Annotated in this window: 23 protein-coding genes and 1 pseudogene; 21 read left to right on the forward strand and 3 right to left on the reverse strand. The window is 71.6% G+C overall.

Translation table 11 applies throughout. From position 1 onward, the window contains the following. Positions 1 to 108: 108 nt before the first annotated feature. The 3 genes from DFJ67_RS23570 to DFJ67_RS23580 are packed head-to-tail and all read left to right on the forward strand — an operon-like array spanning position 109 to position 3,075. Positions 109 to 942, forward strand: a complete 834-nt coding sequence (locus tag DFJ67_RS23570; protein WP_116069992.1) for a class I SAM-dependent methyltransferase — start codon at positions 109 to 111, stop codon at positions 940 to 942. Beyond that, positions 935 to 1,351 (forward strand): DUF6220 domain-containing protein, encoded by a 417-nt coding sequence (locus DFJ67_RS23575; RefSeq protein ID WP_116069993.1) that lies wholly within the window; start codon positions 935 to 937, stop codon positions 1,349 to 1,351. The genes DFJ67_RS23570 and DFJ67_RS23575 overlap by 8 nt, the downstream gene beginning before the upstream one ends. Further along, a complete protein-coding gene (locus DFJ67_RS23580) occupies positions 1,348 to 3,075 on the forward strand; it encodes a multicopper oxidase family protein (RefSeq protein WP_116069994.1) in 1,728 nt (575 codons plus the stop codon). The genes DFJ67_RS23575 and DFJ67_RS23580 overlap by 4 nt, the downstream gene beginning before the upstream one ends. A gap of 237 nt (positions 3,076 to 3,312) precedes the next feature. Here DFJ67_RS23580 and DFJ67_RS43935 read toward each other — a convergent pair. Both DFJ67_RS43935 and mptB read right to left on the reverse strand, forming a co-directional pair. Continuing rightward, positions 3,313 to 4,209: pseudogene (locus DFJ67_RS43935) on the reverse strand (glycosyltransferase family 87 protein); the annotation flags it as partial. After that, positions 4,131 to 5,558 (reverse strand): polyprenol phosphomannose-dependent alpha 1,6 mannosyltransferase MptB, encoded by a 1,428-nt coding sequence (gene mptB / locus DFJ67_RS23590; protein ID WP_239097283.1) that lies wholly within the window; start codon positions 5,556 to 5,558, stop codon positions 4,131 to 4,133. The gene mptB and the pseudogene DFJ67_RS43935, both read right to left, overlap by 79 nt. A 74-nt stretch (positions 5,559 to 5,632) precedes the next feature. Between mptB and efp the strand changes: the two genes are divergently transcribed. Together efp and nusB are read left to right on the forward strand one after the other, a co-directional pair. Continuing rightward, positions 5,633 to 6,190 (forward strand): elongation factor P, encoded by a 558-nt coding sequence (efp, locus tag DFJ67_RS23595; protein ID WP_116069995.1) that lies wholly within the window; start codon positions 5,633 to 5,635, stop codon positions 6,188 to 6,190. Between the two features lie 23 nt (positions 6,191 to 6,213). Next, entirely contained in the window at positions 6,214 to 6,624 is a 411-nt protein-coding gene (nusB, locus tag DFJ67_RS23600; protein WP_203783725.1) for a transcription antitermination factor NusB, read from the forward strand. A gap of 72 nt (positions 6,625 to 6,696) precedes the next feature. Here nusB and bldD read toward each other — a convergent pair whose 3' ends face one another. After that, the gene (bldD, locus tag DFJ67_RS23605; RefSeq protein ID WP_116069997.1) at positions 6,697 to 7,185 is read right to left on the reverse strand and encodes a transcriptional regulator BldD; all 489 of its coding nucleotides are present in this window, start codon (positions 7,183 to 7,185) and stop codon (positions 6,697 to 6,699) included. Positions 7,186 to 7,467: 282 nt separating this feature from the next. On the opposite strand from bldD, the gene pyrR reads away from it, so the two are divergent. The 16 genes from pyrR to DFJ67_RS23685 all read left to right on the forward strand — a co-directional run bounded on the left by pyrR (position 7,468) and on the right by DFJ67_RS23685 (position 22,185). Next, the gene (gene pyrR, locus DFJ67_RS23610) at positions 7,468 to 8,058 is read left to right on the forward strand and encodes a bifunctional pyr operon transcriptional regulator/uracil phosphoribosyltransferase PyrR (RefSeq protein ID WP_116069998.1); all 591 of its coding nucleotides are present in this window, start codon (positions 7,468 to 7,470) and stop codon (positions 8,056 to 8,058) included. Next, complete coding sequence (locus DFJ67_RS23615; protein ID WP_116069999.1) at positions 8,055 to 8,975, forward strand: aspartate carbamoyltransferase catalytic subunit; 921 nt, start codon at positions 8,055 to 8,057, stop codon at positions 8,973 to 8,975. Before pyrR ends, DFJ67_RS23615 begins: the two co-directional genes overlap by 4 nt. After that, entirely contained in the window at positions 8,972 to 10,246 is a 1,275-nt protein-coding gene (locus DFJ67_RS23620) for a dihydroorotase (RefSeq protein ID WP_116070000.1), read from the forward strand. Before DFJ67_RS23615 ends, DFJ67_RS23620 begins: the two co-directional genes overlap by 4 nt. Next, complete coding sequence (gene carA / locus DFJ67_RS23625) at positions 10,243 to 11,361, forward strand: glutamine-hydrolyzing carbamoyl-phosphate synthase small subunit (RefSeq protein WP_116070001.1); 1,119 nt, start codon at positions 10,243 to 10,245, stop codon at positions 11,359 to 11,361. The genes DFJ67_RS23620 and carA overlap by 4 nt, the downstream gene beginning before the upstream one ends. Beyond that, positions 11,354 to 14,683 (forward strand): carbamoyl-phosphate synthase large subunit, encoded by a 3,330-nt coding sequence (gene carB, locus DFJ67_RS23630; RefSeq protein ID WP_116070002.1) that lies wholly within the window; start codon positions 11,354 to 11,356, stop codon positions 14,681 to 14,683. The genes carA and carB overlap by 8 nt, the downstream gene beginning before the upstream one ends. Next, positions 14,673 to 15,758, forward strand: coding sequence for a quinone-dependent dihydroorotate dehydrogenase (locus DFJ67_RS23635; RefSeq protein WP_116070003.1), 1,086 nt, complete (start codon positions 14,673 to 14,675; stop codon positions 15,756 to 15,758). Before carB ends, DFJ67_RS23635 begins: the two co-directional genes overlap by 11 nt. Next, positions 15,755 to 16,600, forward strand: coding sequence for an orotidine-5'-phosphate decarboxylase (gene pyrF, locus DFJ67_RS23640; RefSeq protein WP_116070004.1), 846 nt, complete (start codon positions 15,755 to 15,757; stop codon positions 16,598 to 16,600). Before DFJ67_RS23635 ends, pyrF begins: the two co-directional genes overlap by 4 nt. 168 nt (positions 16,601 to 16,768) lie before the next feature. Further along, positions 16,769 to 17,086: an integration host factor, actinobacterial type gene (mihF, locus tag DFJ67_RS23645; RefSeq protein ID WP_116070005.1), complete on the forward strand. Its 318-nt coding sequence runs from the start codon at positions 16,769 to 16,771 to the stop codon at positions 17,084 to 17,086. A gap of 25 nt (positions 17,087 to 17,111) precedes the next feature. Next, positions 17,112 to 17,639 (forward strand): guanylate kinase, encoded by a 528-nt coding sequence (locus DFJ67_RS23650; RefSeq protein WP_116070006.1) that lies wholly within the window; start codon positions 17,112 to 17,114, stop codon positions 17,637 to 17,639. Positions 17,640 to 17,660: 21 nt separating this feature from the next. After that, entirely contained in the window at positions 17,661 to 17,927 is a 267-nt protein-coding gene (gene rpoZ / locus DFJ67_RS23655; protein WP_089255590.1) for a DNA-directed RNA polymerase subunit omega, read from the forward strand. Between the two features lie 3 nt (positions 17,928 to 17,930). After that, positions 17,931 to 19,148: a bifunctional phosphopantothenoylcysteine decarboxylase/phosphopantothenate--cysteine ligase CoaBC gene (gene coaBC / locus DFJ67_RS23660; RefSeq protein ID WP_116070007.1), complete on the forward strand. Its 1,218-nt coding sequence runs from the start codon at positions 17,931 to 17,933 to the stop codon at positions 19,146 to 19,148. Between the two features lie 72 nt (positions 19,149 to 19,220). Continuing rightward, entirely contained in the window at positions 19,221 to 20,417 is a 1,197-nt protein-coding gene (gene metK / locus DFJ67_RS23665) for a methionine adenosyltransferase (RefSeq protein ID WP_116070008.1), read from the forward strand. A gap of 88 nt (positions 20,418 to 20,505) precedes the next feature. Then, a complete protein-coding gene (locus DFJ67_RS23670) occupies positions 20,506 to 20,766 on the forward strand; it encodes a hypothetical protein (RefSeq protein WP_116070009.1) in 261 nt (86 codons plus the stop codon). Next, a complete protein-coding gene (locus DFJ67_RS23675; protein WP_116070010.1) occupies positions 20,763 to 20,945 on the forward strand; it encodes a hypothetical protein in 183 nt (60 codons plus the stop codon). Before DFJ67_RS23670 ends, DFJ67_RS23675 begins: the two co-directional genes overlap by 4 nt. A gap of 11 nt (positions 20,946 to 20,956) precedes the next feature. After that, positions 20,957 to 21,142 carry a hypothetical protein gene (locus DFJ67_RS23680; protein WP_116070011.1) on the forward strand — a complete coding sequence of 62 codons (186 nt, stop codon included), beginning with the start codon at positions 20,957 to 20,959 and terminating at the stop codon, positions 21,140 to 21,142. A 116-nt stretch (positions 21,143 to 21,258) separates the two neighbouring features. Beyond that, a complete protein-coding gene (locus tag DFJ67_RS23685) occupies positions 21,259 to 22,185 on the forward strand; it encodes an NAD-dependent epimerase/dehydratase family protein (protein WP_116070012.1) in 927 nt (308 codons plus the stop codon). The last annotated feature ends 323 nt before the right edge of the window (positions 22,186 to 22,508 follow it).

The following is a 22,508-nucleotide window of genomic DNA, read 5'->3' on the forward strand; positions in this document are numbered from 1 at the left end:
CCCACGCTTGTCGTAGCTGGGCCGTACCACGTTCGTCGTATCGATGGCCGGGCAAGTGCCTGCGCCCGCCAGACGCTTTCCCGGTGGGTCGCGACAAGCATCGATCGCATGCCGATCGAAGTGGAACCAAGGCTGGACGGCGTCGCCGAGACGTTGCTGTGGACCTTGCGCAACCGCGCCGAGGAGTCGAAGCATCCCGGCTCCTGCTTCACCGACCCCTGGTCGGTCCGCCTCTACGAGACCATCAGCTACGACTATGGGCGCTTCGGCAAGCCGGGTCAGCTGCACGCCCTGCGGGCCCGGGCCCTGGACCGCGCCGCCCGGGCGTATCTCGACACCCACCCGGCGGCCACCGTCGTCGCCCTCGGTGAGGGGCTCCAGACCACCTACTGGCGGCTGGGCCGACCGCGGGTGCCCTGGCTGTCGGTCGACCTGGCGCCCGTGCAGGAACTGCGCACCCGGCTCCTGCCCGAAGAGCCGTGGGTCACACCGCTGGCCGCCTCCGCGCTCGACCGGTCCTGGATGGACCGGGTTGACCCGGCGCACGGCGTGTTCATCTCCGCCGAAGGGCTGCTGATGTATTTCGACCGCGCCGACGCCCTGTCGCTGATCGCCGACTGCGCTGCCCGGTTCCCCGGTGGCCAGCTCTTCTTCGACTCGATCCCGGCCTGGCTCAGCGCCCGCACCGGCCGGGGCCTGCGGTTCTCCGACCGCTACACGGCGCCGCCGATGCCGTTCAGCCTCTCCGTCACCGAGGCCGCACGGCTGGTCGAGCTGATACCGCGGGTGGTCGCCGCGACCGAGATCGCCCTGCCGCCGGGTCGCGGCGTCTGGGCGTCGCGGACCGTCCGGATCCTCGCGGCCCGGCCCCCGCTGCGCGATCGCCGGCCCAGCCTCACCCTGCTCGACTTCGCCGGCCGAACCGGAGCTCACCATGCGTAGAGCCTTTGTCATCGTCAGCGCCCTGCTGCTCGCCGCGTTCGCGATGCAGTTCGTCTTCGCGGCCGTGGGCGCGTTCACCGAGCCGGCCGGCGACGGCGCCTACACGCTGCACAGCGTCAACGGGCTGGCCGTCATCCCGGCGCTGACCCTGGCCGCCACCCTGCTCGCGGCGCTGGCCAAGGCGCCGGGCCGGTTGATCGGGCTGACGATCCTGCCCCTCGGCCTGGTCGTCGTGCAGGAGTTGCTGGTCGTGCTCGTCCACGCGTTCACCGACGACACGGGCGGCAGCACCCCGCTCGGCCTCACCATCGGCGGGCTGCACGCGGTCAACGGGATCATCGCCGTGCACATCGTGGTCAGCGTCCTCCAGGGGGCACGCAAGCTGGCCGGACCGGCGGAGACGGCGTGACCACCGGCTCGATGCTGGCGGCCGACCTGGTGGTCGCCGTCCTGGCCGCCGGTGGGTGGCTGGGTGCCGGCGCGGCCGCCGCCGCCCGGAACCGGCCGGTCGCCCTGGGTCTAGCCGGCCTCGGACTGCTCGCGACGGTCGGGCGGGCCGGCACGATCACCGCGCTCGCTAGCGCCGGCTGGTGGTTCGCGGCGGAGAAGGTCGTGATCGCCGCTCCGCTGTCGCTCGCGGCGGTGATCGTCGCCGCCACGCGGTTGGTCCGGGTCCGCGGCGAGATCCGGTCCGCCGCGCTCGCCCTGCTGTCCGCGGGGTACGCCGCGACCGCCGCCCTGCTCGTCACGGTGCTGCACGGCTATCCGGCGTCGGCCGGCGCGGGCCTGCTCGCGGTCGCCGGAACGCTGGGAGCGACCGCGCTCTCGTGGCGGCTGCTCGGCGGGCGTCCAGCCCGGGCCACCCTGGTGGTGGCGGTCGCGGCGCTGGTGACCGGCACCGGGCTGACCGTCGCACCGCGCGCCGCTCCGGCCGCGCCGCACACCCACACCTATCCGGCCGCGCGACCCGTCGGCGAGCCGACCAAGCGGTTCACCCTGACGGCCGCGAAAGCCACCGTCACCGTGGGCGGCCACCCGGTCGCGGCATGGGCGTTCAACGGGCAGGTACCCGGGCCGGAGTTGACCGCAACGGTCGGCGACGTGCTCGAGGTGACCCTGCGCAACACCGACATCGAGCGCGGGGTGACGCTGCACTGGCACGGCTACGACGTGCCCAACGACCAGGACGGCGTGCCCGGCCTGACCCAGCCGGCGGTGCTGCCGGGCCAACAGTTCGTCTACCGGTTCCGCGCCGACCAGGCCGGGACCTACTGGTACCACACCCACGAGGCCTCCGACGTCGGCGTGCGGATGGGCCTCTACGGGGTCCTGGTGGTGAGAAAGACGCCGGCCACGGGGGTCGACGTCACGATGCCGGTGCACACCCTGGCCGGCCGGGCCCTGCCGGAGCCACGGACCGCGCCGACCAGACCGGGGGAGCCGGTGCGGTTGCGCCTGCTCAACACCGACAGCACCACCCACCGCTACGCCCTGGCCGGCACGGCGTTCCAGGTCGCCGCGATCGACGGCACCGACCTCACCGGGCCCACGTCCCTTGTGGACACCGCCGTGCGGATCCCGGCCGGCGGCCGCTACGACCTGGTGTTCAGCGCGCCCGCCGGGCCGGTCGGGCTGTTCGTCGACGGCCGGTTGGTCTGGTCGACCGGCCCGGTGACGGCCGAGACCAGCGGGTGGCCGGTGCTGGACCCGCTCGGCTACGGTGCCGCGGCGCCGGTGCCGTTCGCGCGGTTCGACCGGCGGTTCACCCTGGTGCTCGACCGCGGGCTCGACCTGCACGGCCTGCTGCCGCGGTATGCGCACACGGTCAACGGCGCGGCCGATCCGGACATCCCGCCCGAGGTCGTACACCTGGGTGAGATCGTGAAGTTCACCATCGTGAACCGGTCACTGGTGGTGCACCCGTGGCACCTCCACGGCCATCACGTCCTGATCCTGTCCCGCGATGGGCAGCCGGCGAGCGGCAGTCCACTGTGGCTGGACTCGTTCGACGTGCGGCCCGGCGAGGTCTGGGAGGTCGCGTTCCGGGCCGACAACCCCGGCGCCTGGGCCAACCACTGCCACAACCTGGCGCACGCCGAGGCCGGGATGATGCTCCACCTGATGTATTCGTGAACCGACCGGCAGGAACGCCAGCAGCCCCAGCGCGATCCAGACATACAGGTTGCTGCCCAGCACCCCGACCAGCGACCGGCCGTCGTCGGCCCACAGCCAGACCGCGCTGGTGCAGAGCAACACATAGGCGACGAGCAGGAGGATCCGCGCAGACCGGCCGCGGGCCGCCGTCCACGCGAGGTAGAGGGCGGGCAGCAACCACACCAGGTGGTGCACCCAGGTCACCGGGCTGATCAGGCAGGTCGCCACCCCGGTCAGGGCGAAACCGGCCCGGTGGTCGCCGAGCCGGGCTGCCCGCCGTGCCCGCACCATCCACAATGCGCAGACGCCGAGCACGGCCACGGCCCACCACCAGCCGGGCAGCCCGGCCCGGGCCAGCAGGCCGCGCAGCGACTGGTTGGAGACGTAGGCCAGGTCGCCGACCCGGCCGGTGTTCCAGAGAGCTTCGGTCCAGAAGACCCGCGACGCCGTCGGCGCGACCGCCGCGGCCAGCAGCACGGCCGCGGCCATCGTGCCAATCGCGACGAAGAAGGCGCGCCAGCGCCGGGCCACCGCCAGGTAGACCACGAACAGGCCGGGTGTCAGCTTGACCGCCGTGGCCAGCCCGATGCCGATCCCGGCCCGCGGCGAGCGGCGCAGGTCCCACCAGACCAGCGCCAGCAGCACCAGGTTGACCTGGCCGAAACTGACCGTGTCACGGACGGGTGCGAGAAACACGCAGAGCAGCGCCACGAGCAGCCACGGCCGCCAGCCCGGGCCGACCAGGGCGCGGATCACCAGCCCGCCGGCGATGACGTTGACCGCGATGCTCACCGCGATCACCGTGTGCCACGACAGCGGCGCCAGCGGCGCGAACAGCAGCGCCGCGAACGGGGGATAGGTGAAGCCGTACACGGTGCCGGGTCGCACGTAGTCGTAGAGCTGCCCGCCGTCGAGCCAGTGCCGCACCGCGCCGTAGTAGACGCCGACGTCGAAGAAGCCGCGCCGGCCGGGCACCAGCACGATCCACAGCACGGCCAGCAGCGCCAGGACGGCCAGACCGCGGCGGGAGGTCATCATCCCGCCAGCCCCGGCGCGAGGTCGTCGTCGAGCGCGGCGAACGCGGTCATCACGAGCAGGGCCACAGCCAGACATCCGCCGAGTACGGCGAAACCGAGCGTCCCGGCGTTCGGCGCGAACCCGTCGGGCAGCACCACCAGGGCGAGCACCGCGCACGCGCCCGCGGCGAACCGGCCGGCCCGCCCGTGCGGCGCCGACGCGGCCAGCGGCACCACCGCCCACAGCAGATACCAGGGCCGCACCACCGGCCCGAACGCGACCACGCCGCCGAGCAGCAGGCCGACGCCCTGCACCGGGCCCAGCGTGTGCCGCCGCCCCCAGACCAGCAGCGCCGTGGCGACCGCCGCGCACATCCCGGCGAGCCGCCAGGCGGTCAGCGGCGCGGTGCCGAACGAGGCGTCCAGGGTGCCCAGCAGGTTGGTGGTGAACCGGCCCAGAACGCTGGTCACCGACCAGGCGTCGGCCGTCACCGGGGTGCGCAGCGCGCCGACCCAGCCGAACCCGGTGCCGGCGACCCAGGTCACCGCGACCGTCGTCCCGGCGGCCACCAGGGCGGTGCCCGCGAGGGCCCGCCACCGGGCGTCGGCCTGCCGCGCCCAGATCAGCGCGACCGCCGCCAGCCCGACCGCCGCCGGCGCCTTGACGAGTGCGGACAGGGTGATCAGGAGCGCGCCCAGCGCCGGCCGCCGGGCCAACGCGAGAGCCAGCCCGGCGGCCAGCAGGCCGATCATGATGGCGTCGTTGTGCGCGCCACCGACCAGATGCAGCAGCACCAGCGGGTTGAGCACGGCGAGCCAGAGCGCGGCCGCGGGCGGCACCCCGCACCGCCGGGCCAGCGGTGGCAGGGTCAGCGCGAGCAGCGTCACCCCGGCCACGGCCACCAACCGCAACAGGAGTACGCCCAGCGTCACGTGCCCGCCGACCAGGGTGGCCGCGGCGGTGGCCAGGAGCAGGAAGGCGGGGCCGTACGGGGTGGGCGTGTGCTGCCAGATCGCCGGCACCTCGAGGCCGAACGGGCCGCCCAGCGCGGCCGGACCCTCGTGGTAGACGTCGAGCCCGGCGCCGACCATCGCGCCCTGGGCCAGGTAGCTGTAGACGTCGCGGCTGAACACCGGCGGCGCGATCAGCAGTGGCGCCGCCCACATGATCAGCGTCGAGAGCAGCTCCTCCACCCGCGGCGGGCGCTGCCGCACCAGCTTGCCCAGCCGCCACCAGGCGACCACGAGCAGCACGAGCCCGAAGTAGGCCACCGCGACGCCGGCGTTGAACAGGTCGACCGGCAGGTCGGGGCGGGCCAACGGGCCGTCGGACGGCCCGGCGCCGGCACCCAGCCCGCCGAGGGCGACGCACATCGTGCCGGCGACCCCCCAGGCGCGGCACCGGCCCAGTTGGCCGGCAGTATTGGCGACGACCGGCGCGGACACCCGAGGAAGGTGGCATCCGTTGATGGCCGGTAGACTCGCAGTGTCTGTCCGCCGAGTGAAGATCAAGGCAGGAAATGGCCACCACTAACGACCTGAAGAACGGTCTCGTCCTCAACCTCGACGGCGAGCTGTGGTCCGTCGTGGAGTTTCAGCACGTCAAGCCTGGCAAGGGTGGCGCTTTCGTGCGCACCACGCTGAAGAACGTGCTCTCCGGGAAGGTCGTCGACAAGACCTTCAACGCCGGCACGAAGGTCGAAACCGCCACCGTCGACAAGCGCACCATGCAATACCTCTACATCGACGGCGAAGACTACGTCTTCATGGATCTCGACACCTACGACCAGATCCACGTCAGCGGTGGCACGGTCGGTGAGGCGGCCAACTACCTGCTGCCCGAGGCCGAGGCCACCGTCGCCACCCACGAGAGCGTCCCGCTCTACGTCGAGTTGCCGACCAGCGTCGTGCTCGAGGTCACCTACACCGAGCCCGGCCTCCAGGGCGACCGCTCGACCGGCGGCAACAAGCCGGCCACCGTGGAGACCGGCGCGACCGTCTCGGTCCCGCTGTTCATCACCACCGGTGAGAAGATCAAGGTCGACACCCGCGACGGCCGTTACCTCGGCCGCGCCTGATGGCGGAGGGCCCGAAGACCTCGATGCCCGCGCGCCGCAAGGCGCGCAAGCGGGCCCTCGACGTGCTGTTCGAAGCTGACCTGCGCGACCGGCCGGCGGGCGACGTGCTCACCGACTACGTCGCGCGACTGGAGCGACCGCTGCCCGGTCACCTCGACTACGCGCTGGGCCTGGTCAACGGCGTCGCGGCGCACCTCGGCCGGATCGACGAGCTGATCGGTAGCTACGCCGAGGGCTGGACCATAGACCGGATGCCGGTGGTCGACCGCAACCTGGCCCGGATCGCGGTCTACGAGTTGCTCTACGTCGACGAGATCGACGACGCGGTGGCGATCTCCGAGGCGGTCGAGCTGGCCCGCCAGATGTCGACCGACGACAGCCCGCGGTTCCTCAACGGCCTGCTGGGCCGGATCGCCGAATACGCATCCCGCTAGGCGCAAGAAACGTCAAAGGGCCCCTTCCACCGCGGTAGCGGTGGCCAGGGGCCCTTTGACGTGGAAGGGAAACTAGCTCGCGAAGAACGCGCGGGGGTCAGCGACCAGGACACCGTGCTCGTTGAGGCGCTCGATGAGGCCCGACGGCGACGAGTCGTAGACGATCGCCAGCGCGCGCAGGTCGTCGGCGCGGATCGAGAGGACCCGGCCGTTGTAGTCACCGCGCTGCTGCTGGATGGCGCGTGCGTAACGGGCCACGTAGGCGAGGTCTTCCGAGGCGTCGTCGTAGAGACGCTCCAGGTCGAGCACGATCTTGTTGGTCGGCTCGTGGCGGACGCCGCTGCCGTCGGGCAGCAACTCCGAAACGGGTACCCGGTAGAAATCAGCCAGTTCGGCGAGGCGGGACACCGTCACGGCCCGGTCGCCGCGCTCGTAGGAGCCGACGACGACCGCTTTCCAGCGACCGTTCGACTTCTCCTCCACACCTTGCAGGGACAGGCCCTGCTGCTGGCGGATGGAGCGCAAGCGCGCGCCCAACGACTTGGCGTACTCAGAAGGCATTGACGACTCTCCCAGTGCTGGTACCCGGGGTTCTCCCCAGCGTTCGCTACGGAGCGTGACGGTACGGGGAATGAGAGAACTGGTCAAGTGCTCATTACCCATCACTTGGGATGACTGTCTTCTCTTGTCCGAATTTTCGTGCACCATGCATCAACGACTCGCGCCGGTGTTACGCACGGCACGCTGCGCTTACCCCAGCAGTCTGCGCTGGTAACGTGATCGACGGTTCGCCGAAGACATCCTTTAACGACCCGTCCAGTGAGGCGGGGAAGGAGGTCCGCCGTGGCCTTTCCCAAGGCCGCCCCATCCTCGACGACGTCCGGTTCGCCACCGTCTGTGAAGGTCATCCTCACTGAGACGGATCTGGCGCGGGTCGTCGACCGGATCGCACACCAGATCCTCGAAAAGACCGACGGTGCCGACGGCACCGTCCTGCTCGGCATCCCGACCCGGGGCGTGCCGCTGGCCCACCGGCTGGCCACCCGGATCGCCGCTTTCGAGGGCGTCGACGTGCCCGTCGGTGTGCTCGACGTCACTCTCTACCGCGACGACCTGCGGCTGCGCGCGACCCGCGCACTCGGCCCGACCAACATGCCGCCCGGCGGCATCGACGGCCGGCGGGTCATCCTCGTCGACGACGTGCTCTTCTCCGGCCGCACCGTGCGGGCCGCCCTCGATGCCCTCTCCGACCTCGGCCGGCCCAGCTCGGTCCAGCTCGCGGTGATCGTCGACCGCGGCCACCGGGAGTTGCCGATCCGCGCCGACTACGTGGGCAAGAACATCCCCACCGCGCGCACCGAGAGCGTCAAGGTCACGCTGGCCGAGACCGACGGCAGCGACGAGGTCAAGCTGATCGGCGAGGAGCCCACATGATCAAGCATCTGTTGTCGGCCGCCGACCTCGACAGCCAGCAGGCGATCCTGGTGCTCGACACCGCCGCCGAGCTGGCCAGCATCTCCGGCCGCGAGGTCAAGAAGCTGCCCACGCTGCGCGGTCGCACGGTGGTCAACCTCTTCTACGAAGACTCGACCCGCACGCGCATCTCCTTCGAGGCCGCGGCCAAGCGACTCTCCGCCGACGTCATCAACTTCTCAGCCAAGGGTTCCAGCGTCTCCAAGGGCGAGAGCCTCAAGGACACCGCGCTGACCCTCCAGGCGATGGGCGCCGACGCGGTGGTCATCCGCCACCCGGCCTCCGGTGCGCCGCACCGGCTCGCGAGCTGGGTCGGCGGTTCGGTGGTCAACGCCGGCGACGGCACCCACGAGCACCCGACCCAGGCGCTGCTCGACGCCTACACGATGCGCTCGCGGCTCGGCCGGCTCGAAGGCCTGCACGTGGCGATCGTCGGCGACGTGCTGCACAGCCGGGTCGCCCGCTCCAACGTGCTGCTGCTCACCACGCTCGGCGCGAAGGTCACCGTGGTCGGCCCGCCGACGCTGATCCCGGTCGACGTCGCACCGGCCCTCTCGCCCGACCTCCAGGTCTCCTACGACCTCGACGCGGTGCTGCCCGAGGTCGACGTGGTGATGATGCTGCGGGTCCAGCGCGAGCGGATGAACGACTCCTTCTTCCCATCGACCCGGGAGTACGCGCGCCGCTACGGGCTCGACGCGCAGCGCATGCGGCGGCTCCCCGAGCACGCGATCGTCATGCACCCCGGCCCGATGGTCCGGGGCATGGAGATCACTCCGGAGGTGGCCGACTCGGCCCGCTCCACGATCGTCGAACAGGTCGCCAACGGCGTCTCGGTCCGGATGGCCGTCCTCTACCTGCTCCTGGGGGGCAAATGAGCACCACATACCTGGTCAAGGGAGTCAGCGTCGCCGGCGCCGAGCCGACCGACCTGCTGATCCGCGACGGCGTCATCGCCGCGGCCGGGGACTCGCCCCGGGACGCCCAGGTGATCGACGGCGCCGGCCTGGTCGCGCTGCCGGGCCTGGTCGACCTGCACACCCACCTGCGTGAGCCGGGCCGGGAAGACGCGGAGACGGTCGAGTCCGGCTCGCGGGCCGCGGCCCTCGGCGGGTTCACCGCGGTCTGCGCGATGGCCAACACCTCGCCGGTCGCCGACACGGCCGGCGTGGTCGAGCAGGTCTGGCGGCTCGGTCGCGAGGCGGGCCTGGTCGACGTGCAGCCGATCGGCGCGGTCACGGTCGGCCTGGCCGGCCAGCACCTCGCGGAGCTCGGCGCGATGGCCACCTCCGCGGCCAAGGTGCGGATCTTCTCCGACGACGGGCACTGCGTCTCCGACCCCCGGCTGATGCGCCGCGCGCTCGAATACGTCAAGGCGTTCGACGGCGTGATCGCCCAGCACGCCGAGGAGCCCCGGCTGACCGAGGGCGCCCAGATGCACGAGGGCGAGGTCTCCGCGCGGCTCGGCCTGACCGGCTGGCCGGCGGTCGCCGAAGAGGCGATCATCGCCCGCGACGCGCTGCTGGCCGGCCACGTCGGCGCCCGCCTGCACGTGTGCCACGTGAGCACCGCCGGCTCGGTCGACGTGATCAGGCAGGCCAAAGCGGCCGGCGTACGGGTGACCGCCGAGGTGACGCCGCACCACCTGCTGCTGACCGACGAGCGGGCCAGTTCTTACGACCCGGTGTTCAAGGTCAACCCGCCGCTGCGCACCCAGGCCGACGTGATGGCACTGCGTAAGGCCCTGGCCGAGGGCGTCATCGACATCGTGGCGACCGACCACGCTCCGCACGCCGTCGAAGACAAGGAATGCGAGTGGGCCTACGCCCGGCCGGGCATGCTCGGCCTGGAGACCGCCCTCTCGATCGTGCTCGACGTGCTCGGTCCCGACTGGCCGCTGATCGCCGAGCGGATGTCGCGGACGCCGGCCCGGATCGCCGGGCTGGCCGAACACGGCCACCTGCCGGTGCCCGGCGCGCCGGCGACGTTCACGCTGGTCGACCCCGCGGCCCGCTGGGAGGTCGACCCGACCGGGTCGGCGTCCCGGTCGCGCAACACCCCGTACGCCGGAATGACCCTGCCCGGTCGGATCGTCGCGACGTTCCTGCGTGGCGAGCCGACGGTGCTGGATGGAAAGGCAGTCAAATGAGGCGCCCCGCGCTGCTCGTCCTGGAGGACGGGCGGACGTTCCACGGTGAGTCCTACGGCAGCGTGGGCGAGACCTTCGGCGAGGCGGTGTTCACCACCGCGATGACCGGCTACCAGGAGACGCTCACCGACCCGTCCTACCACCGCCAGGTCGTGGTGCAGACCGCACCGCACATCGGCAACACCGGCGTCAACGACGAAGACGACGAGTCGTCGAAGATCTGGGTCGCCGGCTACGTGGTGCGCGACCCGGCCCGGCTCGCCTCCAACTGGCGGCGCACCGGCGACCTCGAGGACCGGCTGGCCGCCGAGGGTGTGGTCGGCATCGCCGGCATCGACACCCGGGCGCTGACCCGGCACCTGCGCGACCGCGGCGCCATGCGGGTCGGCGTCTCCAGCGTCACCGACGACCCGGAAGCGCTGCTGCGCAAGGTCCGCGAGGCGCCCGAGATGGTCGGCGCCGACCTGTCGGCCCAGGTGACCACGGCTAAGCCGTACACCGTGAACGCCCTTGGCTCGCATGAGTTCACCGTCGCGGCGGTCGACCTCGGCATCAAGCGCAACGTCGCGCGGCGGCTGGCCGCCCGGGGCGTGACCACCCACGTGATGCCGGCCGGCTCGTCGATCGACGACCTGCTGGCGACCGGCGCCGACGCGGTGTTCTTCTCGCCCGGCCCGGGTGACCCGGCCACCGCCGACGGCGCGGTCGAGTTGGCCCGCGAGGTGATGCGCCGCCAGATCCCGCTGTTCGGCATCTGCTTCGGCTCGCAGATCCTCGGCCGGGCGCTCGGCTTCGGCACCTACAAGCTGGCCTTCGGCCACCGGGGCAGCAACCAGCCGGTGCTCGACCGGATGACCGGCAAGGTCGAGGTGACCTCGCACAACCACGGGTTCGCCGTGGACGCGCCGCTGGAGGGTTCGGTGGCCACCGACTTCGGCGACGTCGCGGTCTCGCACGTCTGCCTCAACGACAACGTGGTGGAGGGCCTGCGCGCACACGACGTGCCGGCCTTCACCGTCCAGTACCACCCGGAAGCGGCCGCCGGTCCGCACGACGCCGACTACCTGTTCGACCGGTTCCGGGAATTGATCGCGGGGGAGAAGGTCAGTGCCTAAGCGCAGCGACTTGTCGCACGTGCTCGTGATCGGCTCGGGGCCGATCGTCATCGGGCAGGCGTGCGAGTTCGACTATTCGGGCACCCAGGCGTGCCGGGTCTTGCGGGCGGAGGGCCTGCGAGTTTCGCTCGTGAACTCCAACCCGGCGACCATCATGACCGACCCGGAGTTCGCCGACGCCACCTACATCGAGCCGATCACCACCGAGTTTCTCGAGCTGGTGATCGCCAAGGAGCGGCCGGACGCGCTGCTGCCCACGCTGGGCGGCCAGACCGCGCTCAACGCCGCGGTGGCGCTGCACGAGGCGGGCATCCTCGAGAAATACGGCGTCGAGCTGATCGGCGCCGACATCGAGGCGATCCAGCGCGGCGAAGACCGGCAGAAGTTCAAGGAGATCGTGGCGAAGGCCGGCGCCGAGACGCCGCGCTCGCGGGTCTGCGACTCGATGGACGCGGTCCGCTCGGCGGTGGGCGAGCTGGGCCTGCCGGTGGTGATCCGGCCGTCGTTCACGATGGGCGGCCTCGGCTCCGGCATGGCGCACACGGCCGCCGATCTCGAGCGGATCGCCGGCGCCGGGCTGACCGAGTCGCCGGTGCACGAGGTGCTGATCGAGGAGAGCGTGCTCGGCTGGAAGGAGTACGAGCTCGAGCTGATGCGCGACAAGCACGACAACGTCGTGGTGGTCTGCTCGATCGAGAACCTCGACCCGATGGGCGTGCACACCGGCGACAGCGTGACCGTCGCGCCGGCGATGACGCTGACCGACCGCGAATACCAGACGCTGCGCGACGTGGGCATCGCGGTGCTCCGCGAGGTCGGCGTCGACACCGGCGGCTGCAACATCCAGTTCGCCATCAACCCCGACGACGGCCGGCTCGTGGTGATCGAGATGAACCCGCGGGTGTCCCGGTCGTCGGCGCTCGCGTCGAAGGCGACCGGCTTCCCGATCGCGAAGATCGCCGCCAAGCTGGCGATCGGCTACACGCTCGACGAGATCTCCAACGACATCACCCAGGAGACGCCGGCCGCGTTCGAGCCGGCGCTCGACTACGTGGTGGTGAAGATCCCGCGGTTCGCGTTCGAGAAGTTCCCCGGCGCCGACCCGGAGCTGACCACCACGATGAAGTCGGTCGGCGAGGCGATGAGCCTGGGCCGCAACTTCACCGAGGCGCTCAACAAGGCGATGCGCTCGATGGAGACCACCGCCGCCGGCTTCTGGACCACGCCGGACCCGGCCGGCGCCACGCTGGCGTCCACTCTCGACGACCTGGGCACGCCGCACGACGGCCGGCTCTACACGGTCGAGCGGGCGCTGCGGCTCGGCGCCACGGTGGCCGAGGTGTCGGCCGCGTCCGGCCGGATCGACCCGTGGTTCCTCGACCAGATCGCCTCGCTGGTCGACCTGCGTGCCGAGATCATCGCCGCGCCGGTGCTCGACCTGGCACTGCTGCGCCGGGCCAAGCGGGCCGGCCTTTCCGACCGGCAGCTCGCCGCCCTGCGGCCCGAGTTCGCCGGGGAAGACGGTGTCCGGCGGCTGCGGCACCGGCTGGGGCTGCGGCCGGTCTACAAGACCGTCGACACCTGCGCGGCCGAGTTCGAGGCCAAGACGCCCTACCACTACTCGTCCTACGACGAGGAGACCGAGGTGGCACCCTCCGACCGGCCCAAGGTGCTGATCCTGGGCTCCGGGCCGAACCGGATCGGGCAGGGCATCGAGTTCGACTACTCGTGCGTACACGCCGTGATGGCCCTCCGGGGTGCCGGCTACGAGACCGTGATGGTCAACTGCAACCCCGAGACGGTGTCGACCGACTACGACACCGCCGACCGGCTCTACTTCGAGCCGCTCACCTTCGAAGACGTGCTCGAGGTGGTCAACGCGGAGAACGAGTCCGGCCGGGCCGCCGGCGGGCCGGGCGTGATCGGCGTGGTCGTGCAACTCGGCGGGCAGACCCCGCTCGGGTTGGCCCAGCGGCTCAAGGACGCCGGCGTGCCGATCGTCGGCACCAGCCCGGAGTCGATCGACCTGGCCGAAGACCGCGGCGCGTTCGGCGCGGTGCTCGGCAAGGCCGGGCTGCGGGCGCCGGCGCACGGCACCGCCACCTCCTACGACGAGGCGAAGGCGATCGCCGACGAGATCGGCTACCCGGTGCTGGTCCGACCCTCCTACGTGCTGGGCGGCCGGGGCATGGAGATCGTCTACGACGACCCGACGCTGTCCGCCTACATCAACCGGGCCACCGAGATCTCGCCGGCCCATCCGGTGCTGGTCGACCGCTTCCTCGACGACGCGATCGAGATCGACGTCGACGCCCTCTGCGACGCCACCGGCGAAGTCTTCCTCGGCGGCGTGATGGAGCACATCGAGGAGGCCGGCATCCACTCCGGCGACTCGGCGTGCGCGCTGCCGCCGATCACGCTGGCCGCCTCGCACATCGCCGAGGTGCGCCGCTACACCGCGGAGATCGCGCGCGGCGTGGGGGTGCGCGGGCTGCTCAACGTGCAGTACGCGCTCAAGGACGACACGCTCTACGTGCTCGAGGCCAACCCGCGCGCGTCGCGTACGGTGCCGTTCGTCTCCAAGGCGACCGCGGTGCCGCTGGCCAAGGCGGCCGCCCGGATCATGCTCGGCGCGACCATCGCCGAGTTGCGCGCCGAGGGCCTGCTGCCGCCCACCGGCGACGGCGGCGACCTGCCGGCCGACGGCCCGACCGCGGTCAAGGAGGCGGTGCTGCCGTTCAAGCGGTTCCGCACCCCGGCCGGTCGCGGCGTCGACTCGCTGCTCGGCCCCGAGATGAAGTCGACCGGCGAGGTGATGGGCATCGACCCGGCCTTCGGCAACGCGTACGCGAAGTCGCAGGCCGCCGCCTACGGCTCGCTGCCGACCTCGGGGCGGATCTTCGTGTCGGTCGCCAACCGCGACAAGCGCAGCATGATCTTCCCGATCAAGCGGCTGGCCGACCTCGGCTTCCAGATCGTGGCGACCATCGGCACCGGCCAGGTGCTGCGCCGGCACGGCATCTCCTGCGAGATCATCCGCAAGCACTGGGAAGAGGCGGGCTCCGGGCCCGACGCGGTGACCCTGATCCGCAACGGCGAGGTGGCGCTGGTCGTCAACACGCCGCAGGGCTCGGGCGCCTCGGCGCGCTCCGACGGCTACGAGATCCGCAGCGCGGCGGTGACCGCCGACATCCCGTGCATCACCACGGTGCCGGGCGCGGCCGCGGCGGTGATGGGCATCGAGGCGCTGATCCGCGGCGAGATGACCGTACGCCCGTTGCAGGACCTCCATCTCGCGCTGCGGGGCGGGCGTGCTGTTTGAGCGGGTCGTCCGGCCGGCGCTGTTCCGGATCGGCTCCGGTGACGCCGAGGCCGCACACGAGTGGACGCTGACGCGGCTGGCGGGTCTCCCGCCGGCCGCGCGGCGGATCATGGCTCTGCGGTACGCCAGGCGTGATCCGCGCACCGTCTTCGGCGTCGAGTTCCCCAACCCGGTCGGGCTGGCGGCCGGCGTCGACAAGAACGGGGTGGCGCTCGCGGCGTGGCCGGCTCTGGGGTTCGGGTTCGTCGAGGTCGGCACGGTGACCGCGCACCCGCAGCCGGGCAACCCGAAGCCACGGCTGTTCCGGCTGCGCGGCAGCGACGCGATCGTCAACCGGATGGGCTTCAACAACGAAGGCGCCGCGGCCCTCGCGGCCCGACTGGCGGGAGCGACCGGCGCCGGCAACGCGCCGCCCGCGGGCAGCCCAGCCGGCAACGCGCCGGCCGACGGCGCTGCCGCGACTGCGGCGCCGCCGTTCGGCGTGCCGCTGGGGATCTCCCTCGGCAAGTCGAAGGTGACGCCGCTGGACGAGGCCGTCGACGACTACCTGGCGTCTTACAAGCTGCTCCGGGACCACGGTGACTACTTCGCCGTCAACGTGTCGTCGCCGAACACGCCGGGGCTGCGGTCGCTGCAGGACCGCGACTCGATCGACGCGCTGCTGCGCGCGCTGGTGGGCGAGAAGCCGATCCTCGTGAAGATCGCCCCGGACCTCTCTGAGGCGGCCATCGCCGAGCTTCTGGAGGTCTGCCTGGCCCGCGGCGCGGCGGGGGTGATCGCCACCAACACAACGCTGAGCCGCTCCGGCCTGGCTGCTGCCGACGCCGCCACCGGGGCCGAGACCGGCGGGCTGTCCGGCGCGCCACTGACCCGGCGGGCCCGCGAGGTCGTCCGGTTTGTGCACAACGAGACCGGCGGGCGGCTGCCCGTGATCGGGGTCGGCGGCATCATGTCGGCCGACGACGCGAGCCGGATGTTCGATGCCGGCGCGAGCCTGGTGCAGGTCTACACGGGGTTCATCTACCACGGTCCGGCGCTGGTCCGGCAGATCGTCGCGCAGAAAGGACAATCATGACAAAAGCCTTCGGTGTACGGCTGCACGAGGCCCTCGCCACCCGCGGCCCGCTCTGTGTCGGCATCGATCCTCATCCAAGTCTGCTGGAGTCCTGGGGGCTGCCGGACGACGTCGACGGGCTGGCCCGGTTCGCCGAAACCGTCGTCGAGGCGCTCGCCGACCGGGTCGCCGTGGTCAAGCCGCAGTCGGCGTTCTTCGAGCGACACGGGTCCCAAGGGGTAGCCGTCCTTGAGTCGGTTATCCGACAGTTGCGCGATGCCGGGGCACTCGTACTCCTCGATGTGAAGCGGGGCGACATCGGCTCGACCGTAGCCGCCTACGCCGCGGCCTATCTCGACCCGGCGAGCCCGCTGCGTGCCGACGCGATCACGGCGAGCCCCTACCTCGGCGTCGGTTCGCTGCGCCCGATGTTCGACGCGGCGTCCGCGCATGATGGCGGAGTGTTCGTTCTGGCGCTCACCTCCAACCCGGAGGGCGCCGCCGTGCAACGCGCCGTCGGTCCCGGCGGCCGGACTGTCGCGCAGACCGTGATTGACGAGATTTCCCAGCTCAACAGGGGTGCGGAGCCGCTCGGGAGCTTCGGTCTGGTGGTCGGCGCGACGGTCGGCGATACCGGCCATGATCTTTCCCGGGTGAACGGCCCGATCCTCGCGCCGGGCCTCGGCGCTCAGGGCGCCACCGCGTCCGACCTGCGTACCGTCTTCGGTAATGATCTTGATTGGGTGGTTCCGTCCTACTCGCGGGAGATCCTCGCCCGGGGGCCCTCGGTGTCCGATTTGCGAGGCGCGGCGGAGCAGGCGGTGCGCGACTGCCGAGCGGTTTTGGGCCCCCGAACGAGGTGACACGGGGGATCAAGATTTCGTGATCAACGCGCGCCGACGTTGCCGAAAACCAATCGGGCCGCTAGTTTTCCCGGCGCTGGGAACCACATGCCCCTTTGGTTCACGGCCACCCCACGTTTCACGACCGCGGCGGAAATTCCCGATCGCGGTAGGACCTGAGGAGAACTGGTGCCGCTCCCGTCACTGAGCCCCGAACAGCGCGCGGCAGCGCTGGAAAAGGCAGCGGAGATCCGCAAAGCCCGCGCCGAGCTGAAGGAGCAGCTCAAGCAGGGCAAGACCACCCTTTCCGCCGTGCTCGACCGGGCCGAGGCTGACGACGTCGTCGGCAAGCTGAAGGTCTCGGCCGTGCTGCAGGCGATGCCGGGTATCGGCAAGATCCGGGCTACCCAGATCATGGAGAAGCTCAAGATCGCCGACAGCCGCCGTCTGCGTGGCCTCGGCGACCAGCAGCGCAAGGCGCTCCTTGGAGAGTTCGCCGGCAGCTGACCCGTCCCGCGGGTAGAACGAAGTAGTGACCATGCATGACGAGGCGCGCCCGGCGGCTCGGCTCACGGTCCTGACCGGTCCCTCCGAGGCCGGTCGGGCAGCCGTGGTCCGGCTGGTCCGGGCGCGTTCGCCGTGGGTGCGGATGCCCGTCCTGGTCACCACCCGGCGCCGGCGCGACCACGAGGTCGACGGCGTGCACTACACGTTCGTCGACGAGGCCGCGTTCGACCGCATGGTCGCCGAGCAGGGCCTGATCGAGTCGGCGGCGATCCGCCACCACCGCTACGGCACCCCCCGCCGCCCGGTGGAGGCCTGGCTCGCCGCCGGCGAGCCGGTGCTGGTGTCCATCGACCCCCGCGGGGCTCTGCTCGTCAGCGAGGCGCTGCCGGACACCCGCGTGGTGCTGCTGCTGGCCCCCGGCGACGGGGTGACGGGCGGCGACGGCGTCGCCGCGGCGATCATCAACCATGCCGCCGGGCGTGCTGCCGATGAGCTGGTAGGATTACTCGGTTCGTCATTCCTGACCCCGGCACGACCGCCGCGCGGCGGTTGAGAACTTTGAGGTTTGTTTTCCGTGGGATCCATCGCCACCAACCCTGAAGGCATCACCAACCCGCCGATCGACGAGCTGCTCGAGAAGACCACGTCGAAATACGCGTTGGTCATCTTCGCGGCCAAGCGCGCCCGCCAGGTCAACGCCTACTACAGCCAGCTCGGCGAGGGCCTGCTCGAATACGTCGGCCCGCTGGTGGAGACCACGCCGCAGGAGAAGCCCCTCTCCATCGCGATGCGGGAGATCAACGCCGGCCTGCTGACGGCCGAGCCGACCGACAACCCCTAGGTCATGACCGCCCGGGTCGTGCTCGGCGTCGGTGGCGGCATCGCCGCCTACAAGGCCGCTGAGCTGCTCCGCCTGTTCACCGAGTCGGGGCACCGGGTCCGGGTGATCCCCACCGCGTCCGCGCTGCACTTCGTCGGCGCGCCGACCTGGGCCGCGCTGTCCAGGGAACCGGTCGCCGACGACGTGTGGGCCGACGCCCACGAGGTGCCACACGTGCGCCTCGGCAAAGAGGCCGATCTGGTGGTGGTGGCTCCGGCCACCGCCGACCTGATCGCCAAGGCGGCCCACGGCCTCGCCGACGACCTGCTCACCAACACGCTGCTGACCGCGCGCTGCCCGGTCGTGCTGGCGCCGGCGATGCACACCGAGATGTGGGAGCACCCGGCGACGCAGGCCAACGTCGCGCTGCTGCGCTCCCGCGGCGTCCTGGTCATCGAGCCCGCCAGCGGCCGGCTGACCGGCGCCGACACCGGCAAGGGCCGGCTGCCCGACCCGGCCGAGATCTTCGCCTTCGCCCGCCGGGTGCTGGCCCGTGGCGGCGCCGCTCCGCAGGACCTCGCCGGCCGCCACGTGGTGGTCACCGCCGGCGGCACCCGCGAGCCGCTCGACCCGGTGCGCTTCCTGGGCAACCGGTCCTCCGGCAAGCAGGGCTACGCGTTCGCCCGCACCGCCGCCGCGCGCGGCGCCCGGGTCACCCTGGTCAGCGCCAACCCGACCCTTCCGCCGCCGGCCGGCGTCGACCTGGTCGTCGTCGGCACCACCGAAGAGCTGCGCAAGGCGACCGTCGAGGCGGCCGCCGACGCCGACGCCGTGGTGATGGCCGCCGCGCCCGCCGATTTCCGCCCGGCGGTCTACGCTTCGGAAAAGATCAAAAAGGTTCCGGGCGAGGGCCCCGCGCCGATCGCGCTGGCGCTCAACCCCGACATCGCCGCCGAGCTGGGCGAGCGCAAGCCCGCCGGCCAGGTGCTGGTGGTCTTCGCAGCCGAGACCGTCTCGACCGAGGCGGCGCTGGCCAACGCGCGGCAAAAACTTGTTGTTAAGAAAGCCGACCTGATCGTCGTCAACCAGGTCGGCACCGATAAAGTCTTCGGGTCCGACGCCAACACCGCGACGGTGCTGGGCGCCGACGGCTCGGAGACGGTTTTTCCGCCGCAACCTAAGGAAGACCTGGCCGACGCCGTCTGGGATCTGGTAACAACACGCTTGACGAGTACGTCTTAACCAGGGTGCCGCCGCAGGAGGCTGTCGGCGTGGCGCACTTTGGGGCCGGACCCGAGTTTTGTGAGGAGCACCGTGGCACGTCGCCTGTTCACGTCCGAGTCGGTTACGGAGGGCCACCCGGACAAGATCGCTGACCAGATCAGCGATGGCATCCTCGACGCGCTGCTGGCGCAGGACCCGCGCAGCCGGGTCGCGGTCGAGACCCTGATCACGACCGGCCAGGTCCACGTCGCCGGCGAGGTGACGACCCAGGCCTACGCGGACATTCCGACGATCGTCCGCGAGACCATCCTCGGGATCGGCTACGACTCGTCGAAGAAGGGCTTCGACGGCGCGTCGTGCGGCGTGAGCATCTCCATCGGCTCGCAGTCGCCTGACATCGCGCAGGGCGTCGACACCGCGATCGAGCTGCGCGACGGCGAGAGCGCGGGCGACGCGCTCGACCGCCAGGGCGCCGGCGACCAGGGCATGATGTTCGGCTTCGCGTGCTCCGAGACGCCCGAGCTGATGCCGCTGCCGATCGCGCTGGCCCACCGCCTGGCCCGTCGCCTGTCGGCGGTGCGCAAGGACGGCACGGTGCCCTACCTGCGTCCCGACGGCAAGACCCAGGTCACCATCGAATACGACGGCCTGCGCCCGGTGCGCCTCGACACGGTCGTGGTCTCGTCGCAGCACGCGGCCGACATCTCGCTCGAGTCGCTGCTCACGCCCGACGTGCGCGAGCACGTGATCGCACCCGAGCTCGACGCTCTCGGCCTCGACACCGAGGGCTACCGGCTGCTGGTCAACCCGACCGGCCGCTTCGAGATCGGCGGCCCGATGGGCGACGCCGGCCTGACCGGCCGCAAGATCATCGTCGACACCTACGGCGGCTACGCCCGCCACGGCGGCGGCGCGTTCTCCGGCAAGGACCCGTCCAAGGTGGACCGCTCCGCGGCGTACGCGATGCGCTGGGTTGCCAAGAATGTCGTTGCCGCGGGCCTGGCCGAGCGCTGCGAGGCGCAGGTCGCCTACGCGATCGGCAAGGCCCACCCGGTGAGCCTGTTCGTCGAGACGTTCGGCACCGAGAACGTGCCGGTCGACCGGATCGAGAAGGCCATCGGCGAGGTCTTCGACCTGCGCCCGGCCGCCATCATCCGCGACCTCGACCTGCTGCGCCCGATCTACCAGCAGACCGCCGCCTACGGCCACTTCGGCCGCGAGCTGCCGGACCTGACCTGGGAAAACACCGACCGCGCGGCCGACCTGAAGAACGCCGCCGGCCTCTGAGCCGTTCCTAACTCACGAAAGCGGGCCCACCACACGGTGGGCCCGCTTTCGCGTTTGTCGGTTCCACCACGCCGGGTACTCGGAGGGCATGCGCCGGACACGGGTGGTCATCCTTGCGCTCGGGCTCGTCGCGCTGCTCGCCCTCCTGGCCGGGTCGATCGCCTGGATCGTCGCCGGCGCGACCGGCGTGCTCAACAGCGGCGTCGGCGCCTACATCGCGACCGGTGGGCTCTCGGTCCTGTCGGGCTACCTGCTCGTCTCTCTCGTCGGCCACCTGCGTGCCGGCCGCCGGCTGTCGCGCCGAGTCGCGCGGATCAGGCTGCGCGGGAGCGACGCTGGCGTCGAGTGAATGTCGCCAGCCTGGTGTTGCTGTCTGCCGGAGCGCTCGCGGACCTCGGTGACCCGCTGTGGAGCGGCGACCTGGAGTCCTGGCGTGCCGGGCAGGGCACGTCGTGCGCGGTCGCGGCCGTGCTGCTGGCGTTCGCCCTGCTCCGCCCTGCGCATGCGGATTCCGATGGTGCGACGTGAGGGGGCCTGACGTGCGACAGATTCTGCTTCTCGCGTCCTCCTTGGCCGTCGGGTGGCTCGTCGCCGCGCTGGTGCTCAGCCTGATCACCGACGACTCCTACGGCGAGGCGCTCGCCGCGATGCTCCCGGTCGTGGTCGTCATGGCCGCCCTGCAGGTGTTCGTCAACCGGCGTGGCCGCGAGGGCGGCAAGCGGTAGGCTCCGTCGGCCAGCAGGCGACGAGTCGGGCGAGGTGAGGTTATGCGCGTGCACAGCCTCTTTCCGCATGCCCTGAAACGACTCTGACTCAACGCTTGCGAAGGACATCCACGAAAATGCAGCTGTTGGTTCTGGGCGGCACCCGGTTCGTCGGTCGTGCCGTCGTCGACGAGGCGCTCGCCCTGGGCGCCGAGGTAACGCTGTTCAACCGGGGCCGGACCGCCCCGGATCTTTACCCGCATCTGGAGACCGTGGTGGGCGACCGCACGGCCGACCTGTCGGCCCTCGCCGGCCGCCGCTTCGACCTGGTCGTCGATTGTGCCGGCTACTACCCGGAGGTCGTCGCGCTGTCGGCGTCGGCGCTGCGGGAATCGGTCGACCGCTACGTCTTCGTCTCGTCGGTCTCGGTCTACGCCGACCAGAGCGTCCCGCCGGTGGAGGGCGCCGCGCTGCTCGACGACGATTCCTACGGCGGGCGCAAGGCCGCCTGTGAGCGGGTCGTGCTCGAGCACTACGGCGACCGCGCGCTGGTTGCCCGGCCTGGCCTGATCGTCGGGCCGCACGACCAGACCGAGCGGTTCTCCTACTGGCCACGGCGGTTCACCCGCGGCGGGCCGATCCTGGCCCCGGGCGACCCGAGCGATCCGGTCCAGTGGGTCGACGTGCGCGACCTGGCCACGTTCCTGGTCGGCAGCACGGCCGCCGGCGTGTTCAACGCCGTCGGGCCGACGGTGCCGATGGCCGACCTGCTCGACGCGTGCCGCGCGGCGACCGGTTCGGACCAGGAGGTGATCTGGGTGTCCACGGCGGAGTTGCGCGCCGCCGGCGTCGACCCGTGGATGGGCGTACCCCTCTGGATCGCCGATCCGGCCTGGAGTGCGGCCAACCTGGTGGACGGCAGCTGGGCCCGCGCGGCTGGCCTGGCGAGCCGCTCGGTCGCCGAGACGGTCGCCGATGTCCTCGCGTGGGACCTCGGCCGGGGCGGCCCGGTCGAGGAACCGCTGTCGCCGGAAGACGAGAACCGGCTGCTCGCCGCGCACTGACCGGCAACGGAGGGCGGGCCCGTTCGCGCGGGCCCGCCCGTCGGTGGTGCGGCACCGGGCGGCGAGGCTGTCCGATTCCATCGACGGCGAGGAGTGGGATGGCACGGGCGCGGACGCACCGGCGCTGAGGCGTTTGCCGGCGCCGCGCCGGCGGGTAACCGATGAAATGCGGACGCCCCGGCCACGGACGATCGTTCGGCTCGCGCTCGGCTGGCTCCTCCTCGGGTGGCCGTTCGCGTTCCTCATGCGGATGGCCCTCAGTGACGACCCGGCCGGAGCCGCGGTGCTCTGGTCGCTGGTGACGGCGGTGATCGGCTTCGGGC

The organism is Asanoa ferruginea, from assembly GCF_003387075.1.
GTDB classification, from domain to species: Bacteria; Actinomycetota; Actinomycetes; order Mycobacteriales; family Micromonosporaceae; genus Asanoa; species Asanoa ferruginea.

Coding starts and splice junctions, on each gene's coding strand:
- DFJ67_RS23570 (WP_116069992.1), top strand. CDS start 109: ATGCCGATCGAAGTGGAACCAAGGCTGGACGGCGTCGCCGAGACGTTG.
- DFJ67_RS23575 (WP_116069993.1), top strand. CDS start 935: ATGCGTAGAGCCTTTGTCATCGTCAGCGCCCTGCTGCTCGCCGCGTTC.
- efp (WP_116069995.1), top strand. CDS start 5,633: ATGGCCACCACTAACGACCTGAAGAACGGTCTCGTCCTCAACCTCGAC.
- nusB (WP_203783725.1), top strand. CDS start 6,214: ATGCCCGCGCGCCGCAAGGCGCGCAAGCGGGCCCTCGACGTGCTGTTC.
- bldD (WP_116069997.1), bottom strand. CDS start 7,185: ATGCCTTCTGAGTACGCCAAGTCGTTGGGCGCGCGCTTGCGCTCCATC.
- DFJ67_RS23615 (WP_116069999.1), top strand. CDS start 8,055: ATGATCAAGCATCTGTTGTCGGCCGCCGACCTCGACAGCCAGCAGGCG.
- DFJ67_RS23620 (WP_116070000.1), top strand. CDS start 8,972: ATGAGCACCACATACCTGGTCAAGGGAGTCAGCGTCGCCGGCGCCGAG.
- carA (WP_116070001.1), top strand. CDS start 10,243: ATGAGGCGCCCCGCGCTGCTCGTCCTGGAGGACGGGCGGACGTTCCAC.
- pyrF (WP_116070004.1), top strand. CDS start 15,755: ATGACAAAAGCCTTCGGTGTACGGCTGCACGAGGCCCTCGCCACCCGC.
- coaBC (WP_116070007.1), top strand. CDS start 17,931: ATGACCGCCCGGGTCGTGCTCGGCGTCGGTGGCGGCATCGCCGCCTAC.
- DFJ67_RS23670 (WP_116070009.1), top strand. CDS start 20,506: ATGCGCCGGACACGGGTGGTCATCCTTGCGCTCGGGCTCGTCGCGCTG.
- DFJ67_RS23685 (WP_116070012.1), top strand. CDS start 21,259: ATGCAGCTGTTGGTTCTGGGCGGCACCCGGTTCGTCGGTCGTGCCGTC.